Annotated in this window: 19 protein-coding genes and 3 tRNA genes; 7 read left to right on the top strand and 15 right to left on the bottom strand. The window is 41.3% G+C overall.

Annotated elements, in window-relative coordinates; genetic code table 11:
* The first annotated feature begins 26 nt into the window (after window positions 1-26).
* Window positions 27-437 carry a GFA family protein gene (locus AC4MDD_RS15735; RefSeq protein WP_490753487.1) on the top strand — a complete coding sequence of 137 codons (411 nt, stop codon included), beginning with the start codon at window positions 27-29 and terminating at the stop codon, window positions 435-437.
* Window positions 438-495: 58 nt separating this feature from the next.
* Here the strand turns inward: AC4MDD_RS15735 and AC4MDD_RS15730 are convergent, their stop codons facing one another.
* Window positions 496-1,056 carry a hypothetical protein gene (locus tag AC4MDD_RS15730; RefSeq protein ID WP_490751869.1) on the bottom strand — a complete coding sequence of 187 codons (561 nt, stop codon included), beginning with the start codon at window positions 1,054-1,056 and terminating at the stop codon, window positions 496-498.
* A 12-nt stretch (window positions 1,057-1,068) separates the two neighbouring features.
* Window positions 1,069-1,848 (bottom strand): class I SAM-dependent methyltransferase, encoded by a 780-nt coding sequence (locus AC4MDD_RS15725; protein WP_491881987.1) that lies wholly within the window; start codon window positions 1,846-1,848, stop codon window positions 1,069-1,071.
* Window positions 1,849-1,970: 122 nt separating this feature from the next.
* Here AC4MDD_RS15725 and AC4MDD_RS15720 point away from each other — a divergent pair, with 122 nt between their 5' ends.
* From AC4MDD_RS15720 to AC4MDD_RS15710, 3 genes are all read left to right on the top strand, one after another.
* Window positions 1,971-3,257, top strand: a complete 1,287-nt coding sequence (locus AC4MDD_RS15720) for a hypothetical protein (protein ID WP_491881986.1) — start codon at window positions 1,971-1,973, stop codon at window positions 3,255-3,257.
* 133 nt (window positions 3,258-3,390) lie between these two features.
* Window positions 3,391-3,585 carry a hypothetical protein gene (locus tag AC4MDD_RS15715; RefSeq protein WP_259233703.1) on the top strand — a complete coding sequence of 65 codons (195 nt, stop codon included), beginning with the start codon at window positions 3,391-3,393 and terminating at the stop codon, window positions 3,583-3,585.
* 123 nt (window positions 3,586-3,708) lie between these two features.
* Window positions 3,709-4,665 carry a 2-hydroxyacid dehydrogenase gene (locus AC4MDD_RS15710; protein WP_491881985.1) on the top strand — a complete coding sequence of 319 codons (957 nt, stop codon included), beginning with the start codon at window positions 3,709-3,711 and terminating at the stop codon, window positions 4,663-4,665.
* A gap of 50 nt (window positions 4,666-4,715) precedes the next feature.
* On the opposite strand, the gene AC4MDD_RS15705 is transcribed toward AC4MDD_RS15710, so the two are convergent.
* From AC4MDD_RS15705 to glyQ, 9 genes are all read right to left on the bottom strand, one after another.
* Entirely contained in the window at window positions 4,716-5,279 is a 564-nt protein-coding gene (locus AC4MDD_RS15705) for a hypothetical protein (protein ID WP_491881984.1), read from the bottom strand.
* Window positions 5,280-5,445: 166 nt separating this feature from the next.
* Window positions 5,446-5,967, bottom strand: a complete 522-nt coding sequence (locus tag AC4MDD_RS15700) for a hypothetical protein (protein ID WP_178927814.1) — start codon at window positions 5,965-5,967, stop codon at window positions 5,446-5,448.
* Window positions 5,968-6,266: 299 nt separating this feature from the next.
* Window positions 6,267-6,656, bottom strand: coding sequence for a hypothetical protein (locus AC4MDD_RS15695; protein WP_490792364.1), 390 nt, complete (start codon window positions 6,654-6,656; stop codon window positions 6,267-6,269).
* A gap of 73 nt (window positions 6,657-6,729) precedes the next feature.
* Window positions 6,730-7,941, bottom strand: coding sequence for an ATP-dependent nuclease (locus AC4MDD_RS15690; protein WP_491881983.1), 1,212 nt, complete (start codon window positions 7,939-7,941; stop codon window positions 6,730-6,732).
* Between the two features lie 22 nt (window positions 7,942-7,963).
* The gene (locus tag AC4MDD_RS15685; RefSeq protein ID WP_114392660.1) at window positions 7,964-8,896 is read right to left on the bottom strand and encodes an IS5 family transposase; all 933 of its coding nucleotides are present in this window, start codon (window positions 8,894-8,896) and stop codon (window positions 7,964-7,966) included.
* A 27-nt stretch (window positions 8,897-8,923) separates the two neighbouring features.
* On the bottom strand, window positions 8,924-9,097 hold the full coding sequence (locus AC4MDD_RS15680; protein WP_491881982.1) for a hypothetical protein: 174 nt from the start codon (window positions 9,095-9,097) through the stop codon (window positions 8,924-8,926).
* A 206-nt stretch (window positions 9,098-9,303) separates the two neighbouring features.
* Window positions 9,304-9,552: an AAA family ATPase gene (locus AC4MDD_RS15675; protein ID WP_491881981.1), complete on the bottom strand. Its 249-nt coding sequence runs from the start codon at window positions 9,550-9,552 to the stop codon at window positions 9,304-9,306.
* A 94-nt stretch (window positions 9,553-9,646) separates the two neighbouring features.
* Complete coding sequence (glyS, locus tag AC4MDD_RS15670) at window positions 9,647-11,716, bottom strand: glycine--tRNA ligase subunit beta (RefSeq protein ID WP_491881980.1); 2,070 nt, start codon at window positions 11,714-11,716, stop codon at window positions 9,647-9,649.
* Window positions 11,716-12,705 (bottom strand): glycine--tRNA ligase subunit alpha, encoded by a 990-nt coding sequence (gene glyQ, locus AC4MDD_RS15665; RefSeq protein ID WP_086209633.1) that lies wholly within the window; start codon window positions 12,703-12,705, stop codon window positions 11,716-11,718. Before glyQ ends, glyS begins: the two co-directional genes overlap by 1 nt.
* Window positions 12,706-12,965: 260 nt before the next feature.
* Between glyQ and AC4MDD_RS15660 the strand changes: the two genes are divergently transcribed.
* Window positions 12,966-13,379, top strand: coding sequence for a lysozyme inhibitor LprI family protein (locus AC4MDD_RS15660; protein ID WP_131229911.1), 414 nt, complete (start codon window positions 12,966-12,968; stop codon window positions 13,377-13,379).
* 110 nt (window positions 13,380-13,489) lie between these two features.
* Window positions 13,490-14,587 (top strand): HPP family protein, encoded by a 1,098-nt coding sequence (locus AC4MDD_RS15655; RefSeq protein WP_491881979.1) that lies wholly within the window; start codon window positions 13,490-13,492, stop codon window positions 14,585-14,587.
* Between the two features lie 95 nt (window positions 14,588-14,682).
* Here AC4MDD_RS15655 and AC4MDD_RS15650 read toward each other — a convergent pair whose 3' ends face one another.
* On the bottom strand, window positions 14,683-14,958 hold the full coding sequence (locus AC4MDD_RS15650) for a PspC domain-containing protein (RefSeq protein ID WP_004692583.1): 276 nt from the start codon (window positions 14,956-14,958) through the stop codon (window positions 14,683-14,685).
* A 280-nt stretch (window positions 14,959-15,238) separates the two neighbouring features.
* Here AC4MDD_RS15650 and AC4MDD_RS15645 point away from each other — a divergent pair, with 280 nt between their 5' ends.
* Entirely contained in the window at window positions 15,239-15,883 is a 645-nt protein-coding gene (locus AC4MDD_RS15645; RefSeq protein WP_005400888.1) for a hypothetical protein, read from the top strand.
* Window positions 15,884-16,026: 143 nt separating this feature from the next.
* On the opposite strand, the gene AC4MDD_RS15640 is transcribed toward AC4MDD_RS15645, so the two are convergent.
* From AC4MDD_RS15640 to AC4MDD_RS15630, 3 genes are all read right to left on the bottom strand, one after another.
* A tRNA-Lys gene (locus AC4MDD_RS15640) sits at window positions 16,027-16,102 on the bottom strand.
* A 102-nt stretch (window positions 16,103-16,204) separates the two neighbouring features.
* Window positions 16,205-16,280: transfer RNA gene (locus AC4MDD_RS15635), tRNA-Lys, on the bottom strand.
* A gap of 19 nt (window positions 16,281-16,299) precedes the next feature.
* Window positions 16,300-16,375, bottom strand: a tRNA-Lys gene (locus tag AC4MDD_RS15630).
* Window positions 16,376-16,491: the final 116 nt, after the last annotated feature.

Here is a 16,491-nt window from a genome sequence, read left to right as displayed (position 1 = left end):
GAATAAAAAATTCAAGGAGCATCATGATGTCGGATCTTCAGCAGTATGTGGGCAGCTGCCTATGCGGTGCAGTGACTTATCAAATTGATGGGCCGATTGGCGATATTATTCAATGCCATTGTCAAAAATGTCGCAAGGCCAATGGAACGGCATATGCAACCAATGCACCGATTGCTAAGGCGGATTTCAAACTGACCTCTGGTCAGGACGTCGTAAAAAAATATGCATCGAGTGCAGGCACAGAGCGCTGTTTCTGTGGCAACTGTGGTTCACCGATTATCAGCATTAAGGCCGACACCCCTGAGTTTTACCGTTTGCGGATCGGCACTTTAGATACCCCTTTAGCGCAAAAGCCGACGCAGCATATTTTTGTGGCATCTCAAGCCGAGTGGGACAACATTTGTGATGCATTACCACAATATGCTGAACGCCCATAGTTAGAACACATACAAAGAAAAGGGATCATCTGATCCCTTTTCTTTTTCCGCGATTGAGTTAGTAGCCTGTCGACATCATATCTTGAGCTTTAGGATACTGCGACTGCCAGTGTTCAAGCTGCTCTTGAGCATGAATAAGCTCACCGAGGCCTTTCACGTTATCATGTGGTGCTGCGGCTTTATCTTGGATGATTTTGGCTTGGTTATCCCAATATTGGTACATCAAAGTTTGAATGTAGCGCCCTTGTTCTGTTTTTAAATCCAGCTCTTTAAGCATATTCAGTGCAGACTGAATGTTGTCTTGTTGACGTGTTTTTGCAAATTCATCCGTGAGCGTGCCTGCCTCACGCATTTTCATGAGTTCATCTTCCATTTCATCACTCATGCTGCTAAAGCGCTGGTCATAGTCGACCAAGAGCGCAATATCGTGTGGATCATTGGCTGTTTTTGCAAAACTTTTGACAGGTTCAGAGCTGAGTTCTTGCAGAATTTTATCATCGCTTGAAAGCGTGTCTTGCTCAGCAGATTGATTGGCTTTATTACAGCCTGTGAGGATTAAGCTGCCACCTAAAAGAAGCGGCAGTAGAACCTGTTTCAATGAAAGAGTATGTGGGTTCATATCGGTGTCCTATTATTCTGCTATTTTTTGAAAGTGATAGGCATAGGTGATGTAAGGAAAACTGATTTCATCTTGTGGCTGTTTACCCGTGTACTGCTGCACAATTTGTTCAAACTGATGTTTTAAATCCTGCTGTTGCTCCGTAGGCATTGCGGCAATAAAGCTGGTCGAAAGGAGGCGTTTTGAGACGGCTTGTTCTACTGTACCTGTTTGCTGCTGTGCAAACTGATGCAGGCTTTTGAGCTGAAATAAGTGTTGATGTTCAAAGACTTTTTTCCATAGCCCACTATGATAACGCGGGGTCTCTCCTTCTAAAGGAGCGAGCCGTTCTGCCAGAGCATTGACCCAGTCGACTTGAGTGTCGCGTTGATTCCAGACCAAGCCCAAATGCCCTTGCGGTTTTAGGACACGATGGATTTCTTTTAAACTGTCCAGATTGGCAAACCAGTGGAAGGCCTGCGCAGATAAAACTGCATCGATACTTTGCGATGGTAGGGGAATATGGTCACTAAAGGCTTGTAATGTCTCCACCTGTGGGTAAGCCAGTTTGAGCTGAGCTAACATTTCGGTAACAGGTTCGATGGCAGTGAGCTGTCCACTATGTGGAATCAGATAAGGCAGAAACTTTCCTGTACCCGAGGCAAGATCAATCACATGTGAATTTGCGTTTAAATGCAGTTGCTCGGTGAGCCACGCATGGATCTCTTGTGGATAACTTGGACGTACTTGTTGATAAAGTTCAGCAGCTGCGCTAAACCCGTGTTGTGCTGCAGGATGGAGTAATTGTGTCATATTTTGCGCTTTTTTATCTGCTCTGCATCTATAAAATAACACATTTGGTTCGATGAAATCGCTTATGCTGTATGGAACGAACATGACCTCACTTTATAGGAATGAAATCTCTCAGCATGGACATGGCGAAACAAATTATTTTTGAAGACGAACAGATTCGTGTCATTTTTTTACAGGGTTCATCGGACGAACTTATTTTCTCTTTTGGCGACCTGATTACCCGTGCCAAGGGAACGTCGATCAATGCTGAAAAGTCGCTAGCCAAGTTTGGCTTCAATGTGGTTGGCATTATGCCAAAACAAAAGTCATGGTTTCCAGAGTCTTCGATGTTAGCGATGTTGGAAGCAATTCGCGCGTGGATTGCACCCTTTCAAACCCGCATTGCCTATGCAGGGTCAATGGGCGGCTATGCCGCGATTAAATACTCTAAACTGCTTGGTTTTAAGCGCGTGGTGGCCTTGGTGCCGCAGTATTCGATTGACCCTGAACAGGTGACGGATAAACGCTATAACATGTTCTATCAGCCTGAACTGAACCATGACATGCAGGTACAGGCGAAGGATGTCTCGGCAGAGTGTGAATACATTGTTATTTATGACCCTTACTGCTCTGAAGACCGTGCGCATTATGAAAAATTACAAACGGTCGTGCCGAATCTGAATACCCTGAACTTACCTTTTACAGGGCATGATGCGATTGCCGTTCTGGCCAGTTCAGATTTGTTACACGATTTTTTACGTCATGAGTTTGATGCACCGTATTTTTATAAAAAAATTCGTGAAGTGAAAAAGAATAGCAAGTTTTACTACCGTAAAGTGATCGAAAACTTGTTGCCGCGTCATCGCTTTTCTTTGGGACGAATTCTGAAAAATAATGAGCTTGAGTTAGACGGTCAATTTTTTGATGCCAAGCTAAAACAAAGCATTATCCGCGAGTTACTCAGCAATCGACAAGTGAGCCAGACCGATCTGTTGAAACTGGGCATTCAGGTCAATTTACCGCAAGAAAATAGCTGTCAGTTAATGGATAGTTTTGGACATGGTTTAGTATTCAATATGATCAGTCAAAAGATTGAAAGCTATGCACCAGATGCCATTGCGCTGAATCATAAGTTTCTGCTGCCGATTTTTGCCAAGGGCAATGGACTAGTACACATTTACTATAATGACATGCGCTATACCGTGGTGATGAATGACCGTCAGATGATGAAATTGGTGCATGAACAAGCCGAATTGAGCGCTGGAATGCATCCATTGTTAATGAAAAAATACAGTGACTATTATCTGATTAGCTATAAGCAGTTTAACTTTAGCTGTGATGAATATGGTGGCTTTGATTTGGTTGAGGATATTCCAGAAACGGCGCAGTTTTTGGTGTCAAGCGATGCTGAGTCAGATGTGTTTCTATGATGCGTTTATGTGATGTATTCCTATAGGGCTTTGGTCTAAAGCTAAGCACTTGTTTTGCGCCCTATTTGGTTTAATATGAAAGTATTGTTTACATTTTAAACAATACGGATAAAGATCAAATAGGGTGGAAGCAATGCAAAGACATTGGTCGGCTGTATTTATAACATTACTGTTTATTTCAACCTCACAAAGCGTACTGGCACAAAGTTTAGAGCCAGCTTATCTGACATTCGGTGGTGGTCTCATTCTCCTGCTGATCCTGACGTTTTATGTGATTAAACAGATCAGTATTTCTATTCGTATTCATCGTAATAAGCCCGTTAAATAGCGGGCTTTTTTCTGTGTATAGCGGCTATTTTTAGGTGGTCAAGACAGTGTTTACGTTGAAAAATGGAGCTGAGTTGGTTTAAATAAGCGTTCTATCATTATGCAGAACAACAGGACGTGAGCAATGAAAGCCGTATTTTTAGATTGTGCATCCTTAGATAAAAATGATTTGGACTTTCAAGCACTGCATGCTGTTTTTGATGAACTGATCCTTTACCCAAGTACCGATGCTGAGACGCTTGTTGCGCGCGTGCAAGACGCAGATGTGATTATTAGCAACAAAGTGTTGGTGGATGCCGATACCCTAAAACAATGCTCTCAGTTAAAGTTGATTTTAATCTCTGCCACTGGCACCAATAACATCGATTTGCAGCAAGCCAAAGCGCAAGATGTTGTGGTGTGTAATTGTCAGGGTTATGGCACGGCAGCGGTGGCACAGCATACTTTAATGTTGATGCTCAACCTTGCAACCTCATGCTTGCAATACGACCGCGCGGTGCAGCAGGGTGAATGGAATAAAGCCTCGCAGTTTTGTCTACTGGACTACCCAATTATCGAACTTTCCGGCAAGACCTTGGGCATTTTAGGGTATGGGGAATTGGGGCAGGCGGTGGCTAAACTCGCTGAAGCATTTGGTATGCGGGTTTTAGTGGGCAATTTGCCGAACCGTCCACATACTAACCCAACACGAGTAGGCTTTGATGAATTGTTAGCGCAATCGGATTTTGTCAGTCTGCATTGTCCATTAACCGATGACACACGTGACCTGATTGATGCTCAAGCTTTTACAAAAATGAAAAAAAGTGCCTTTTTAATTAATTGTGCACGGGGTGGAATTGTCAATGAAGCAGCTTTGGCAGACGCGTTAAAACAGGGTGAAATTGCGGGTGCAGCAACCGATGTATTGACCGTTGAGCCACCTAAAGAGGGTAATGTTTTATTGGATGCTCGTCTGCCGAATTTAATCATCACACCACACAGTGCGTGGGGCAGTGTCGACGCACGTCAGCGCATGGTGCAGCAGTTGGTCGAAAATGCTCAAGCTTTTCAAGCAGGGCAGCCAATCCGTCGGGTGAATTAAAGCAAATAATGACAACTAAAAAGCCCATCAATTGATGGGCTTTTTTGCTATTAAAGCTTAGTCACTTTGATTTCTTCTTCTGCTTGAGCAGGTGTAAAGGAAGACGGTGCTTGGGTAATCGTGGGTTCATTCATTGTTTGTGGTGCGACAGGCTGTGCAGATGAGACTGAAGGCGCTTGAACCGCAGGAGCATCTGCGGGTGCAGATGACGGTTGACTCAAGCTGCCTTGGTAAATAGGAGCGGGTTGATCTGTTTGGCCAGTAATCACTTGCTTGGTTTCATGCAGCTTTTTATTCACATTTTGGGTGACTTGCTGTCCTGTTTCTTTGGCTTGTTCTGCGGTGTTGTTGGTGATGGTTTTTGCACTATCCAAGGCTTGGTGTGCAGAAGGGCGAATTTTTTGGATGCCTTTTTCTGTTGCAGTCCCGACTTTTTCCGCCGTGTTAATCACACCTTCTTGAGTTTTATAAGCCCAAACGTGAAAGATGTTGGGGTTTTTACCATAAGGCGTAATTGGCTTTTGCGCTTGCTGAGTGGTGGTTTCTGTTTGTGCCCATACACCTGCTGTTGTCATTAAAAGAGCGCAGAAGAGTGTTGTTTTCATCATATTCATAGAGCAGTGTACCTCTTGGGCTATCGTGCATAAATCAGCGTTTTAGCATAAAGCCTCTTTGTGTGAATTTCATGTGCTTGGTTGTAAACAAGCTTAGTGTGCAAACGTATATAGCTAAAAAAGAGCCCAGCATGTGGACTCTTTCAACTCTGGAGGAGTTTAACTTCTACTTCGCGCCAACGGCAGCATCCGCAGATGAACCGACTTTGGCTTTAGCAACAGGTGTATCTAGTTCCACTTGAGCCTGCCCATTTACGTCAGCACGTTTAGGTTGACCACTGACAGCCTGCTTAGTTTCCTGCCATTTTTGTTTGGTCGCTTGTTGGCCTTGTTTCGCTTTATCCGCTATATAGTGACCACTTTTTTTGGTGTTATGCTCAACAGAGTGTTTAACGTCACCAGCCTTATCTTTTACGACAGCAGATTTTTCAGCTGAAAATTCTTTGGTGTCTTGCCATTTTTCTTTGCTGAATGCTTTGGTTTTGTCGACACCATGCTCAACCGTTTCTCCTGTAGCATGTGCGGCATGTTTGACATCATGTTTTAAGTTTTGCAATACGCTTGGCTGCGAGGTTTGAACTTGAACATTGGCCGATGTATTGGCTGTGGTATTTGCAAATAGGGAAGTGGAAGCTAAAAGTGCAGTGGTTAAAGCCGAAGCGGTGAGTGTCTTTGTTAAAACTTTCATCTTTGATTTTCTACCTCTTATGACAGAACCCGATGAGGAGTTCAGAACAGCAGTCATCATAGACAGAAATGAGCTCAAAAATAGCGTTTGATATGAAAGTCGCACAATGCTGCAACAGCGAATGAACAATGGGCTGAAAATTGTGTCGTTCAGTTAATTCATTAAAATTATGTAAGTTTATGCGTGGTCGTTGTTTTAAATGTAAAGAGTATGGAGACTAGCGTTGAAATAAAAGATATGAAGCGGAAGGCATTTGAGAGGAAGTCATCACTGATGTTGCACCAGTGATGACGATTTGCTTAGTTACATTGCGCTAAGGCTTCTTTTGCAAAGTGATTACGTAGTGCGAGGAAGTTTTTCTGTACTTCTGCATCGTGTAATTCAAATTTGGTTGCTGTGCTTGTGCCATCGAGTGCAAAGGTTGCTGAGCCACCTGTGATGAGGGTGTAGTCACGGAACGCCCACTGTTCTACGACTTTGCCTGCTTTGAGGTTGCCGGTAAATTCGATGACGCATTTGTCTTCAAATTTGGTCAGTTTTGCTTTGTTATTGGTTGTGTCTGGATAGACTTCAATATCTTGGACTTCTTGTAATACACCCGCTGTCAACTGTGGAATCGTTGGTTGAGATGTACATGCTGTAATAGAAAGGGCAGCAAAAGTAGCGAAAAGTGCAGTTTTTAATTTCATAAGGTTCGTTCTTGTTGCGAGTTGTTAGGTTGAGTATAGGGAATTAAGAAAAGGTTGGCTATTCCTGATAATGTTAATTTATCCAATGAATAGCATCTAAGAGATGTTCAAAGTCATGTATTAAACTTTCTAGCGGAATTTCATTATTTATTAATGCTGAATTAAATAGTTTCCACTCTTGTTCTTTCTTTGAGTTAAAACCATAAATAGATTCGATGTCACCTTTTTTCCAAATATAAATATCTTTAGCTTTTAGAGATTTATGAATATTTTCAATTATGGGTTTAGCTTCAGGAAATGAAGCGATGGAATTAAATTTCTTTGCCTTAATCTGGCGTAAAGTATCGCAGTTGATAGTGTGTTCTGTATCTATTTGCAAATCAGAATGATCTTTATATTTCTGAACAAATTTTCTAAAATCCTCGAAATCTTTTGCATTATTTTCATCAATTAGCTCCCAAAATGCACAATTACCAATAAAGTCTAAATCAGCAATTATGCGAACTGGAATGCCAAGAGCTTGAATAACTTTTTGCATAGGAATTAAATTATGTTTTCCTTCTACTGCTATTAACGCGATCTTTCTTAAATGGAAAGGACGATCTGTAATTTTTGAATAAATATTTGGTAAGACACGTAATTCAGTTTTACCTTCAACTAGTAGAACTTCGTCACTAAAGAAAATATGGGATGCATTATTTAATTTAAAAGCATCATTAAGTTGTGCGAATCGATTTTGAGAAATTTGGTTAATGATATGTGAAATTGGTTGTCTTGCTTGTGTCCCTAATTCTGAGTTTTTATAAATTTGGATTGCATTAACAGCATGATTAGCAGACAAAAGGTTTGCTGAATGAGTCGAAAATATAATCTGATATCCGAAATTACCTAAAATGATCAAAGCATCACGGACTAATTCAATGGTAGTGGGATGTAAATATAGTTCTGGTTCATCAATACAAATAATAGTATTCGATCTTCTTAGGTTGGGGTTGTTCTGTTGAATATCAGCTAAATAGCGTATTAAAGCCATTTGGATTGAACGTTGGCTACCATGCCCAAAATTTGAAAAATCTCTTTCAATAGTCTCATTCTCAAAAATTTTAATAGTTCCATTTTTAAAAATGTCTTCAATAGTTGGAGTCGGAAAATGAAGTTTTACTGAAATATCAGGGAAAAAATTATGTAAAATATGATTGATTCCTGCATCTACAGTAGATAAAGCATCAATTCGTTGTTCACCATTATGGGATAGGGCTTTGTTGCACAAAGATTTGAAATGCAAAGCGCCCCTAATTGAGCTAAATTTAAGGCGTAACTTGGGTAAGTGGTCGACCTAATTCCGTAAATCTGTTAAGGACTGCTACACGTGCATGGATTTCATTCACTTGGCTATCAAAACTCCTTGCGCTGAGTTTATCTCCTAATAATTTGATGCAATGCATCTTAGTTTCAACCAAACTTCGCCGATGATAGCCTGACCATTTTTTCCATAGTGTCCTGCCTAAACGTTTAATTGTTCTAAGTAATTCATTTCGCTCTAGCGAGCTACTCTTTGTATCTTTCCATTGTTTCGCATTTTTTCTAGGTGGAATCACCGCATGCCCTTGCCGATCTGCAATGACCTGACGGCATTGCTTGGTGTCATAAGCTCCATCGGTATAAACAGAGTCAATCCGCTCATCTTGTGGAATCTGATTAAGTAAATCACCAAGCACCTGTGAATCACTGACATTATTGGTTGTAAGCTGAACTGCTCGTATTTGTAGGGTTTTAGCATCTATACCAATATGAAGTTTACGCCATTGGCGACGATATTCAGGTCCATGTTTCTTGCGTTTCCATTCGCCCTCACCTAGAAACTTCATGCCTGTAGAGTCCATGAGTAGATGCAGCCCATCGCTACTTTTTTGGTAGCTGATTACAATATCAATATGCTTTTGTCTTCTACAAAGCGTGGTGTAATCTGGAGCTATCCAATTTAATCCGCAAAGTTTAATCAGACTTTGCACAAAGCCAGTGACCATACGTAAAGACAGACGGAATAAGGATTTAATCATTAAGCAGCATTGGATGGCTGCGTCGGAGTAGGTTTGATTTCGCCCTTGTTTGCCTTTTGATGGCGCATACCATTGCGTAGCAGGATCAAACCAAATGGCAATATTTCCGCGACTCATGAGTGCTCGGTTATATGCGGGCCAATTGGTTGTGCGGTAGATTTTGTGTGTAGGCTTCTTCATTTGAAAATTATATCGCTGAAAAACCCTTTACAGATAGGTTTGTGCAACAAAGCCATGGGATAGTAATTCTGATACTTTTGCCAAACTGGAAGTGAATTGCTCTTGATAATTTTCTTGGATTTCAAGTGATATAAGATCAAGTAGTTTAGATATAGCTGTACCACTTTTGTTTTTAGTTGAGTCCTCTTGAGCATCAGACATAGCTTCAATATGGATGAATTTTGGAAAAATTTTTATAATTGATTGTTCAATACCAGATTGAATAGGTTTCCATTCGTTACCATTGAATAAGGTAACAACAATTTTTTGTTTGCTATTATTCTCGATAAATGTTGATCTTCGGATTTTTAACTCTTCATTAATAATAAATGGTCTTAGTTTTGTAGCATGATCATCTTCTAGTAGATTTAATAATTCTTTTTTATATTGATTAAGGTTGCAGTGACAATTATAGGGTCATCATGATTATTAGCATTAGTATAGTAGTTAAATGTCTTTGCACTTAGTCCTTCTAAAAGAAACTTAATTGCCAATATTATGTTTGATTTTCCAGCATTATTATAACCAATAAGCGCTGTAAAGTTTTTCATTAAAACTTTAGTGTCTTTGCATGATCTAAAGTTTTTTATTTCTAACTCTTTAATAGTTACACTCATTTTAAACTCTCAGTAAATAATTTTATATTTTTATAAAGAAAAAACCCCACTAATTTATAGCGGGGTTTTGTTTAAAACTCAAGCAACTAAGACTTTAGTGCTGCAACACCGAAATATCCGCAACACTGGTAAACAAGTCTCGTAACTGAGCCAGTAAACGTAAACGGTTTGCTTTCAATTCCGCATCATCTGCTATAACCATCACACCATCAAAGAAGGCATCAATTGGCGCACGCAGCGCAGCTAACTTAGAAAGGGCAGCGGTATAGTCTTTTGCAGCCAAAAGCGGTTGAACCACAGGTAGAATATTTTGAATCTCTGCATAAAGTGCTTTTTCAGCATCTTCAACCAATTTAGACTCAACAATCTCACCCGTAGGTGCAGCTTCTTTCGCCAAGATATTCGCAACACGTTTATTCGCAGCAGCCAAAGCAGCAGCTTCAGGCAGGCTACGGAAATGATTCACCGCAGTTACACGCTTATCAAAATCAAGAGGTGATTTTGGAGAAAGTGCTTGAACTGCTTGAATCACATCAACAGCAACGCCTTGGTCTTCATACTTCGCACGATAACGACCTTCAAGGAACGCAACAGCATCCGCCAAAGTCTTGTCATGATCTTTCAATACATCGCCATAAGCAGCCAAAGCAAGCTTGATCAGTTCTTCAATTGAAACATCAAGATTATTTTCAGTCACTAAACGCAAAATACCAATCGCAGAGCGACGTAAAGCAAACGGGTCTTTAGAACCTGTAGGCGCTTGACCAATACCGAAAATACCAGTCAACGTATCTAAACGATCTGCAAGGGCAATCGTAGTACCTGTCTTGGTCTGCGGTAAAACGTCACCTGCAAATTTAGGTAAATATTGCTCACCTAAAGCTTCCGCAACTTCATCATTCTCGCCTTCAATACGTGCATAGTAAGTGCCCGCAATCCCTTGAAGTTCTGGGAACTCGCCAACCAATTCAGAAGTTAAATCACACTTTGCAAGAAGTGCTGCTTTTTCAGCATCGGCAGGATTCGCACCTGTGATTGCAGATAAAGCCACAGCCAATTTAGCAATACGTTCAGATTTATTCCAAAGCGTACCTAACTGTGCTTGGAAAACCATATTGGCTAATTTTTCTTTACGAGATGCAAGCGGTTGCTTTTGATCTTGTAAGAAGAAGAATTCAGCATCAGACAAACGAGGGCGTACAACTTTCTCATTCCCTTCAATGATTTGAGTTGAATCTTTAGACTCAATATTTGAAACAGTAATAAAGTAAGGTTGAAGTTTATTGTCAGCATTCACCAAACAAAAATACTTTTGGTTGTCTTGCATGGTCGTGATTAACGCTTCTTGAGGCACAGCAAGGAAACGTTCTTCAAAGCTTGCACGAAGCGCAACAGGCCATTCAACCAATGCCGTCACTTCATCACGTAAATCAGCAGGAACGATCGCAATCGCATTGACTTCATCAGCCAAAGCTTTCACTTGTTGATCAATGATCGCTTGGCGCTCTTCAAAATTCGCGACAACTTTTGCAGCACGAAGCGCATCTAAATATGTATCTGCATTGGTTAAAGTAATCGCTTCAGGTGCATGGAAACGGTGACCATAAGTCACATTGCCGGCTTTGTGATCCTGAATAGTTGCATCAACAACATCGTTGTCTTTTAACAATACAACCCATTTTACAGGACGAACGAATTCAGTACGGCTTGCCGCAGAACGCATACGTTTTGCGATTGGAAGGTTATCCAAAGCAGTTTGTAAAATTTGTGGCAGTAAAGCGTCAAGGCTTTGACCTTGCACATCTTTTAAGTAGCAAACTTTTTCAACTTTACCTGCTTGGAAAGTTGAAACTTGATCCGCAGTAATGCCTTGACCACGCATAAAGCCTTCAAGTGCTTTGGTTGGTTTGCCTTCTGCATCATAAGCAGCTTGTACAGCAGGGCCGTCAAAACGTTTTTGCGTATCTGCTTGAGCACCATCGACATTGATAATTTTCAATGCCAAACGACGAGGTGCTGCATAGGCTTCGATAGAATCAAAAGCCAAGCCTGCATCTTTTAAGCCTTTTACAGTTTCAGCTTGCAATGCATCACGTAAAGTTTTTAAGCTTTTTGGTGGAAGTTCTTCACAGCCAAGTTCAAATAAAACTGTATGTTTAGACATTATTTGTTCTCCGCTGATTTTTCTGCTTGAGCCGCTTCTGCTTCAACCTGAGCTTTCAATTGAGCTAAAACTTCATCACGTAAATGTGGTTCTGCCATTGGGAAACCAAGTTTGGCACGAGCCGCCACATAACTTTGTGCAATTGAACGAGCCAAAGTACGTACACGTAAAATATAACGTTGACGCTCAGTCACAGAAATCGCCCCACGTGCATCGAGCAAGTTAAAGCTGTGTGATGCTTTGATTACTTGCTCATAGGCAGGAAGTGGAAGTTCAGCTTCCATTAAGCGAGTTGCTTCCGCTTCATAGAAATCGAACAATTCAAACATTTTTTCAACGTTGGCATATTCAAAGTTATAAGTTGATTGCTCAACTTCATTTTGATGGAATACATCGCCATAAGTCACAGTACCAAACTGACCTTTGGTCCAAACAAGATCGTAAACAGAGTCGACACCTTGTAGGTACATGGCTAAACGTTCAAGACCGTAAGTGATTTCACCTGTTACTGGGTAACATTCAACACCACCAACTTGTTGGAAGTAAGTAAACTGAGTCACTTCCATACCATTGAGCCAAACTTCCCAACCTAAGCCCCAAGCGCCGAGTGTTGGAGATTCCCAGTTGTCTTCTACGAAACGAATATCGTGAGTAAGGGTATCGATACCAATAGCTTTTAATGAGTCTAGGTAAAGTTGTTGGATATTGTCTGGGTTTGGTTTCAGTACTACTTGGAATTGGTAATAATGTTGCAAACGGTTTGGGTTTTCGCCATAACGACCGTCTTTCGGTCGACGTGATGGTTGAACGTATGCTGCGTTCCAAGTTTCAGGCCCAAGTGCGCGTAAGAATGTTGCAGTGTGGAATGTTCCTGCACCCATTTCCATATCGTAAGGTTGTAAAATGACACAACCTTGTTCAGCCCAGTAGTTTTGTAAGGCAAGAATTAAGCCTTGGAATGTATCAATATGCGATATGGCGCGACTCATGCAGCATCCATTATAAATATAAGAAAAAATTGGTTCTAAGTATAAGGATTTTGCAGGGGAGTGGCAAAGGGTTCAGCAGGATTCATTCATTTAAAAATTTAACTGTGGTGGTTGCGTGAGAGAAGTCAGATAGCACGATTTTTGTATGTTGAAAAAGATTGAGCTGCGTGTATGACATAGACCATCTATTCTCTGGTTTGAGCCAAATTGCCCGAGTTTGCTATATTAAATTTCTGCACAATAAAACCAAGAGCATCCCTATGCCAAAATTTTATCTTCAGATCCTTGTTCTGCTGGCTACGTTCAGTGGAGCGGTTCACGCACAGCAGCAAGAGGCCGAGCCAGATATTTATAACCAATGTGTTGAGCAGACCATTCAGGCTTTACAGCTTGCCAGTATTAATAATAGTGTGGTGGAGATCTGTTCAGAAAGAGCCAAACACCTTAATGAAAAGAAAATCGTATCATTACTTGATCAAATACGTGTGCAAAGTCAGCAGGATAGCCAGCCAGAACGTTATCAAGCCATTTTGAAATCACAACGCTTGTGGAAAGCCTATGTTGAGCAAGAGTGTGATAATGCAGGGCAGTATGTTGGATCGCCTATGTATGCTTTTTGTCCTATGCAGCAGTATGCCGAACGGGTTGTACAGTTACAGCAATACGTTCACTAAAGAATTCAGTAGAATTACTCATAAAAATAAGATGTAAAATAGATGCATCTTATTGGTGAGACTGCGTATAATTTTGCACTGGTTAAGTGCGCAAAAGTAGAAGGGCGGCTGTGTTTCATATGCAACTTGAATGGTTAAATACCTTAAAACCGAATTTTAAAGTGTTACCGCTAAAGGAAAGAATGCTCTGTGGTTTGGGTGCATTGTTGGGATTGGCACTGTCTTCATTCATAAGTTGGTGGCTTTTGGGTGGGATCAATGCATGGTATATCGCCCCGATGGGTGCGTCCTCGGTGTTGCTTTTTGCCGTACCAGCTAGTCCTTTGGCTCAGCCATGGAATATTGTGATTGGGAATACGATTGCAGCTGTGATTGGGGTGACCTGTGCACTCTATATTTCCAACTTAACAGAAGCATTTAGTGTTGCTGTGGCTTTGTCGATTATTTTGATGATGACGACAGATTCTTTGCATCCACCAAGTGGTGCAGTGGCAATTACAGCGGTACTGGGAGGAGATACGGTACACGAGTTAGGGTATCAATTTGTGTTTTATCCTGTTCTACTTAACTCGATCCTGCTTCTCGTGATTGCGATTGCGTTCAACCGATTGCTCGGGAAACAATACCCAACCGTGGCGCAAGTCAATACGCGTAGCACCGACCCGACCCCCACCCAGAAGGTCACAATTCAACCTGAAGATATTCATCAAGTTTTAGCCCAAGAAACACAGTTGCTTGACATCAGTGAATATGATTTACAAAAATTGATTTTAAAAGCTCAAGCGCAGGCCGATACTCGCTTTCACATAGACCTGCGTTGTCGGGACATTATGAGTAAAGATGTCCTGTGTTTATATGAAGATGAAGACATTCAAGTCGCTGTGGAAAAATTTAAACAGGTCAATTTGATGAGTTTACCTGTGTTAAATCGAGCTGAACAAGTTTGCGGAACCTTAGCTTTATATGAGGTGGTGGAGTGGTTCCAAAAGGCAACGGATTTGCGTACCTCTTGGCAAGATCAAGTCAAGCACATTATGAAACGTCAGGTGGTCACGGTACAGCCGGATCAAGAACTACAAGATTTGATTCCGTACTTTGTTGAACGTTCTTTTAACTATATTCCTGTGGTTGAAAATAAGGCTTTGGTCGGCATCATTAGCCGTGCCGATATGATTGCAGCGTTGTATCGTCTGTTACAACATCGCTAAGTCATGTGAGTGTCGTAGGCAAAAAAAAGCTACGACACTTTGGGGGAAGTTGTCGTAGCATAAAAAGAAACTTTTTTGAGACGAAAGATGTGCGCTTATGGGTTGCGATGATCTGGATTAACGGTACGCATCGTATTGCTATAACCTGATCGAGCCTGTGGAGAATGCTCAATTTGGTCTTTTTGTTTCGGCATCACCAACCAAAGAATCAGGTAAACCAAAATTCCAGGGAATGCTGCACTTAACAGTGAAATGGTGATGAAAACAATACGAAGTAAATTTGCGTTCCAACCAAAACGTTCAGCAATACCACCCATTACACCAGCAATCATGTTTGAGCGGTTTGAGCGATATAAACCAACATTGGCCATCTAGGTCTCCTTAAAATTAAAATCTGAGTGGCTTTATGCACTCATAGTTTAAAAATGGAGATGGAATTAAGTTTTTAAAGGTGACGGAGTCGATTAAAAAGTAAAGTTATGTAAAGAGATAAAAGCTGTGGTTTTGATCAGGACTAAAATGTGCTCTATTTGGCGTTGAGCTAGCTGCTTAAAGTCAGTAAGTCATTTGAATCCGAGAAAACACCAGAGGTCGGGATGGAATATTCGTGATGGTTATGGAGATTAATCACGTGCAGGAAGTGAGTGTGGAATGAAGTTGAAACGAAAGCATCAGGGTTTGATTGGCGCATTACTGCAAGGGGCAGTGGGGCTAATCGGTGTATCGTTAGCTGGCTGTGATGGTGGGCTGTCGGAGGCGTCACAACAACATGAAAATAGCACAGTAGAGGATGTTGCTGTTCCGCCTGAGTCGGGGAAGAAGCTGACTGAGGTGGCAGGACGGGCAACCATGCAAGATGATTCGGAGTATGCACCTCGTACGCTGGATATTGGTGAACAGCAGTTCATTGGGCGTTATCGCACACAAATTCAATGTGATGGTTATTTTTTCCCTTGTGAAACGGGGAAGGCTGATTTTATTCTCAATTTTTTACCTGATGGTACGGTGCATCGCAGCATTGTACGCTTAGGCAAGGTCTTTTCGGAAAAACAACGCCCTGGCTTTTCAAACTTAAGTTATCGCCGTGATACATGGACCATGAATAAAGAGCGAACAGAGTTGATTGTCCATCGTAAAGAGGGGATTAATTTTTATTATCGCGTGGTGGATTCGCAAACGCTGCAAATGGATTTGGATAAAAGTAATAATCTAGATGCCACTAACCAAAAATTGTATGCGCGAGGTTTTCCGAAATTAGAGCGTGCGTATACGTTAAAGCGTGAGCCTAATTCATAGTTAAAATGGAATTGGGCAAAGCAACAGAATAAGACTGAAGAATAAAAATAGTGAAGAAATGAACAGCGTTCGAATTTTATGACTTAAATAGCATGTCGCTAAATAAATGTCATATCAATGCAATTAAAGAGGATTTAAATAAATGGTGGGTCGTCCGCGATTCGAACGCGGGACCAACGGATTAAAAGTCCGCTGCTCTACCAGCTGAGCTAACGACCCTGAGCAAGGTGTGCGAAAGAGTATTCGCTGAAAGTTTAAAAAAGAAATTTTTAAAGCATTCGAACCTGAGCAGGTTTGTAAAATTAGATTTTACAATAAAGATGGTGGGTCGTCCGCGATTCGAACGCGGGACCAACGGATTAAAAGTCCGCTGCTCTACCAGCTGAGCTAACGACCCATCAAGGGTATCAAAGGAATGGTGGGTCGTCCGCGATTCGAACGCGGGACCAACGGATTAAAAGTCCGCTGCTCTACCAGCTGAGCTAACGACCCATATCATTTGATGGAGCGTATTGTAGCAAGATATGCATCGAGCGCAAGTAAAAAATCGCAAACTTGTTGATGTTTGATTATAAATACAACAAATTTGCGATTAGGTAGCTAAAAAA

The organism is Acinetobacter sp. CAU_H_29a_1 (genome assembly GCF_058599505.1).
Note: the sequence above shows the minus strand (reverse complement) of the source record. Positions and strands in the feature narration are given on the sequence as shown.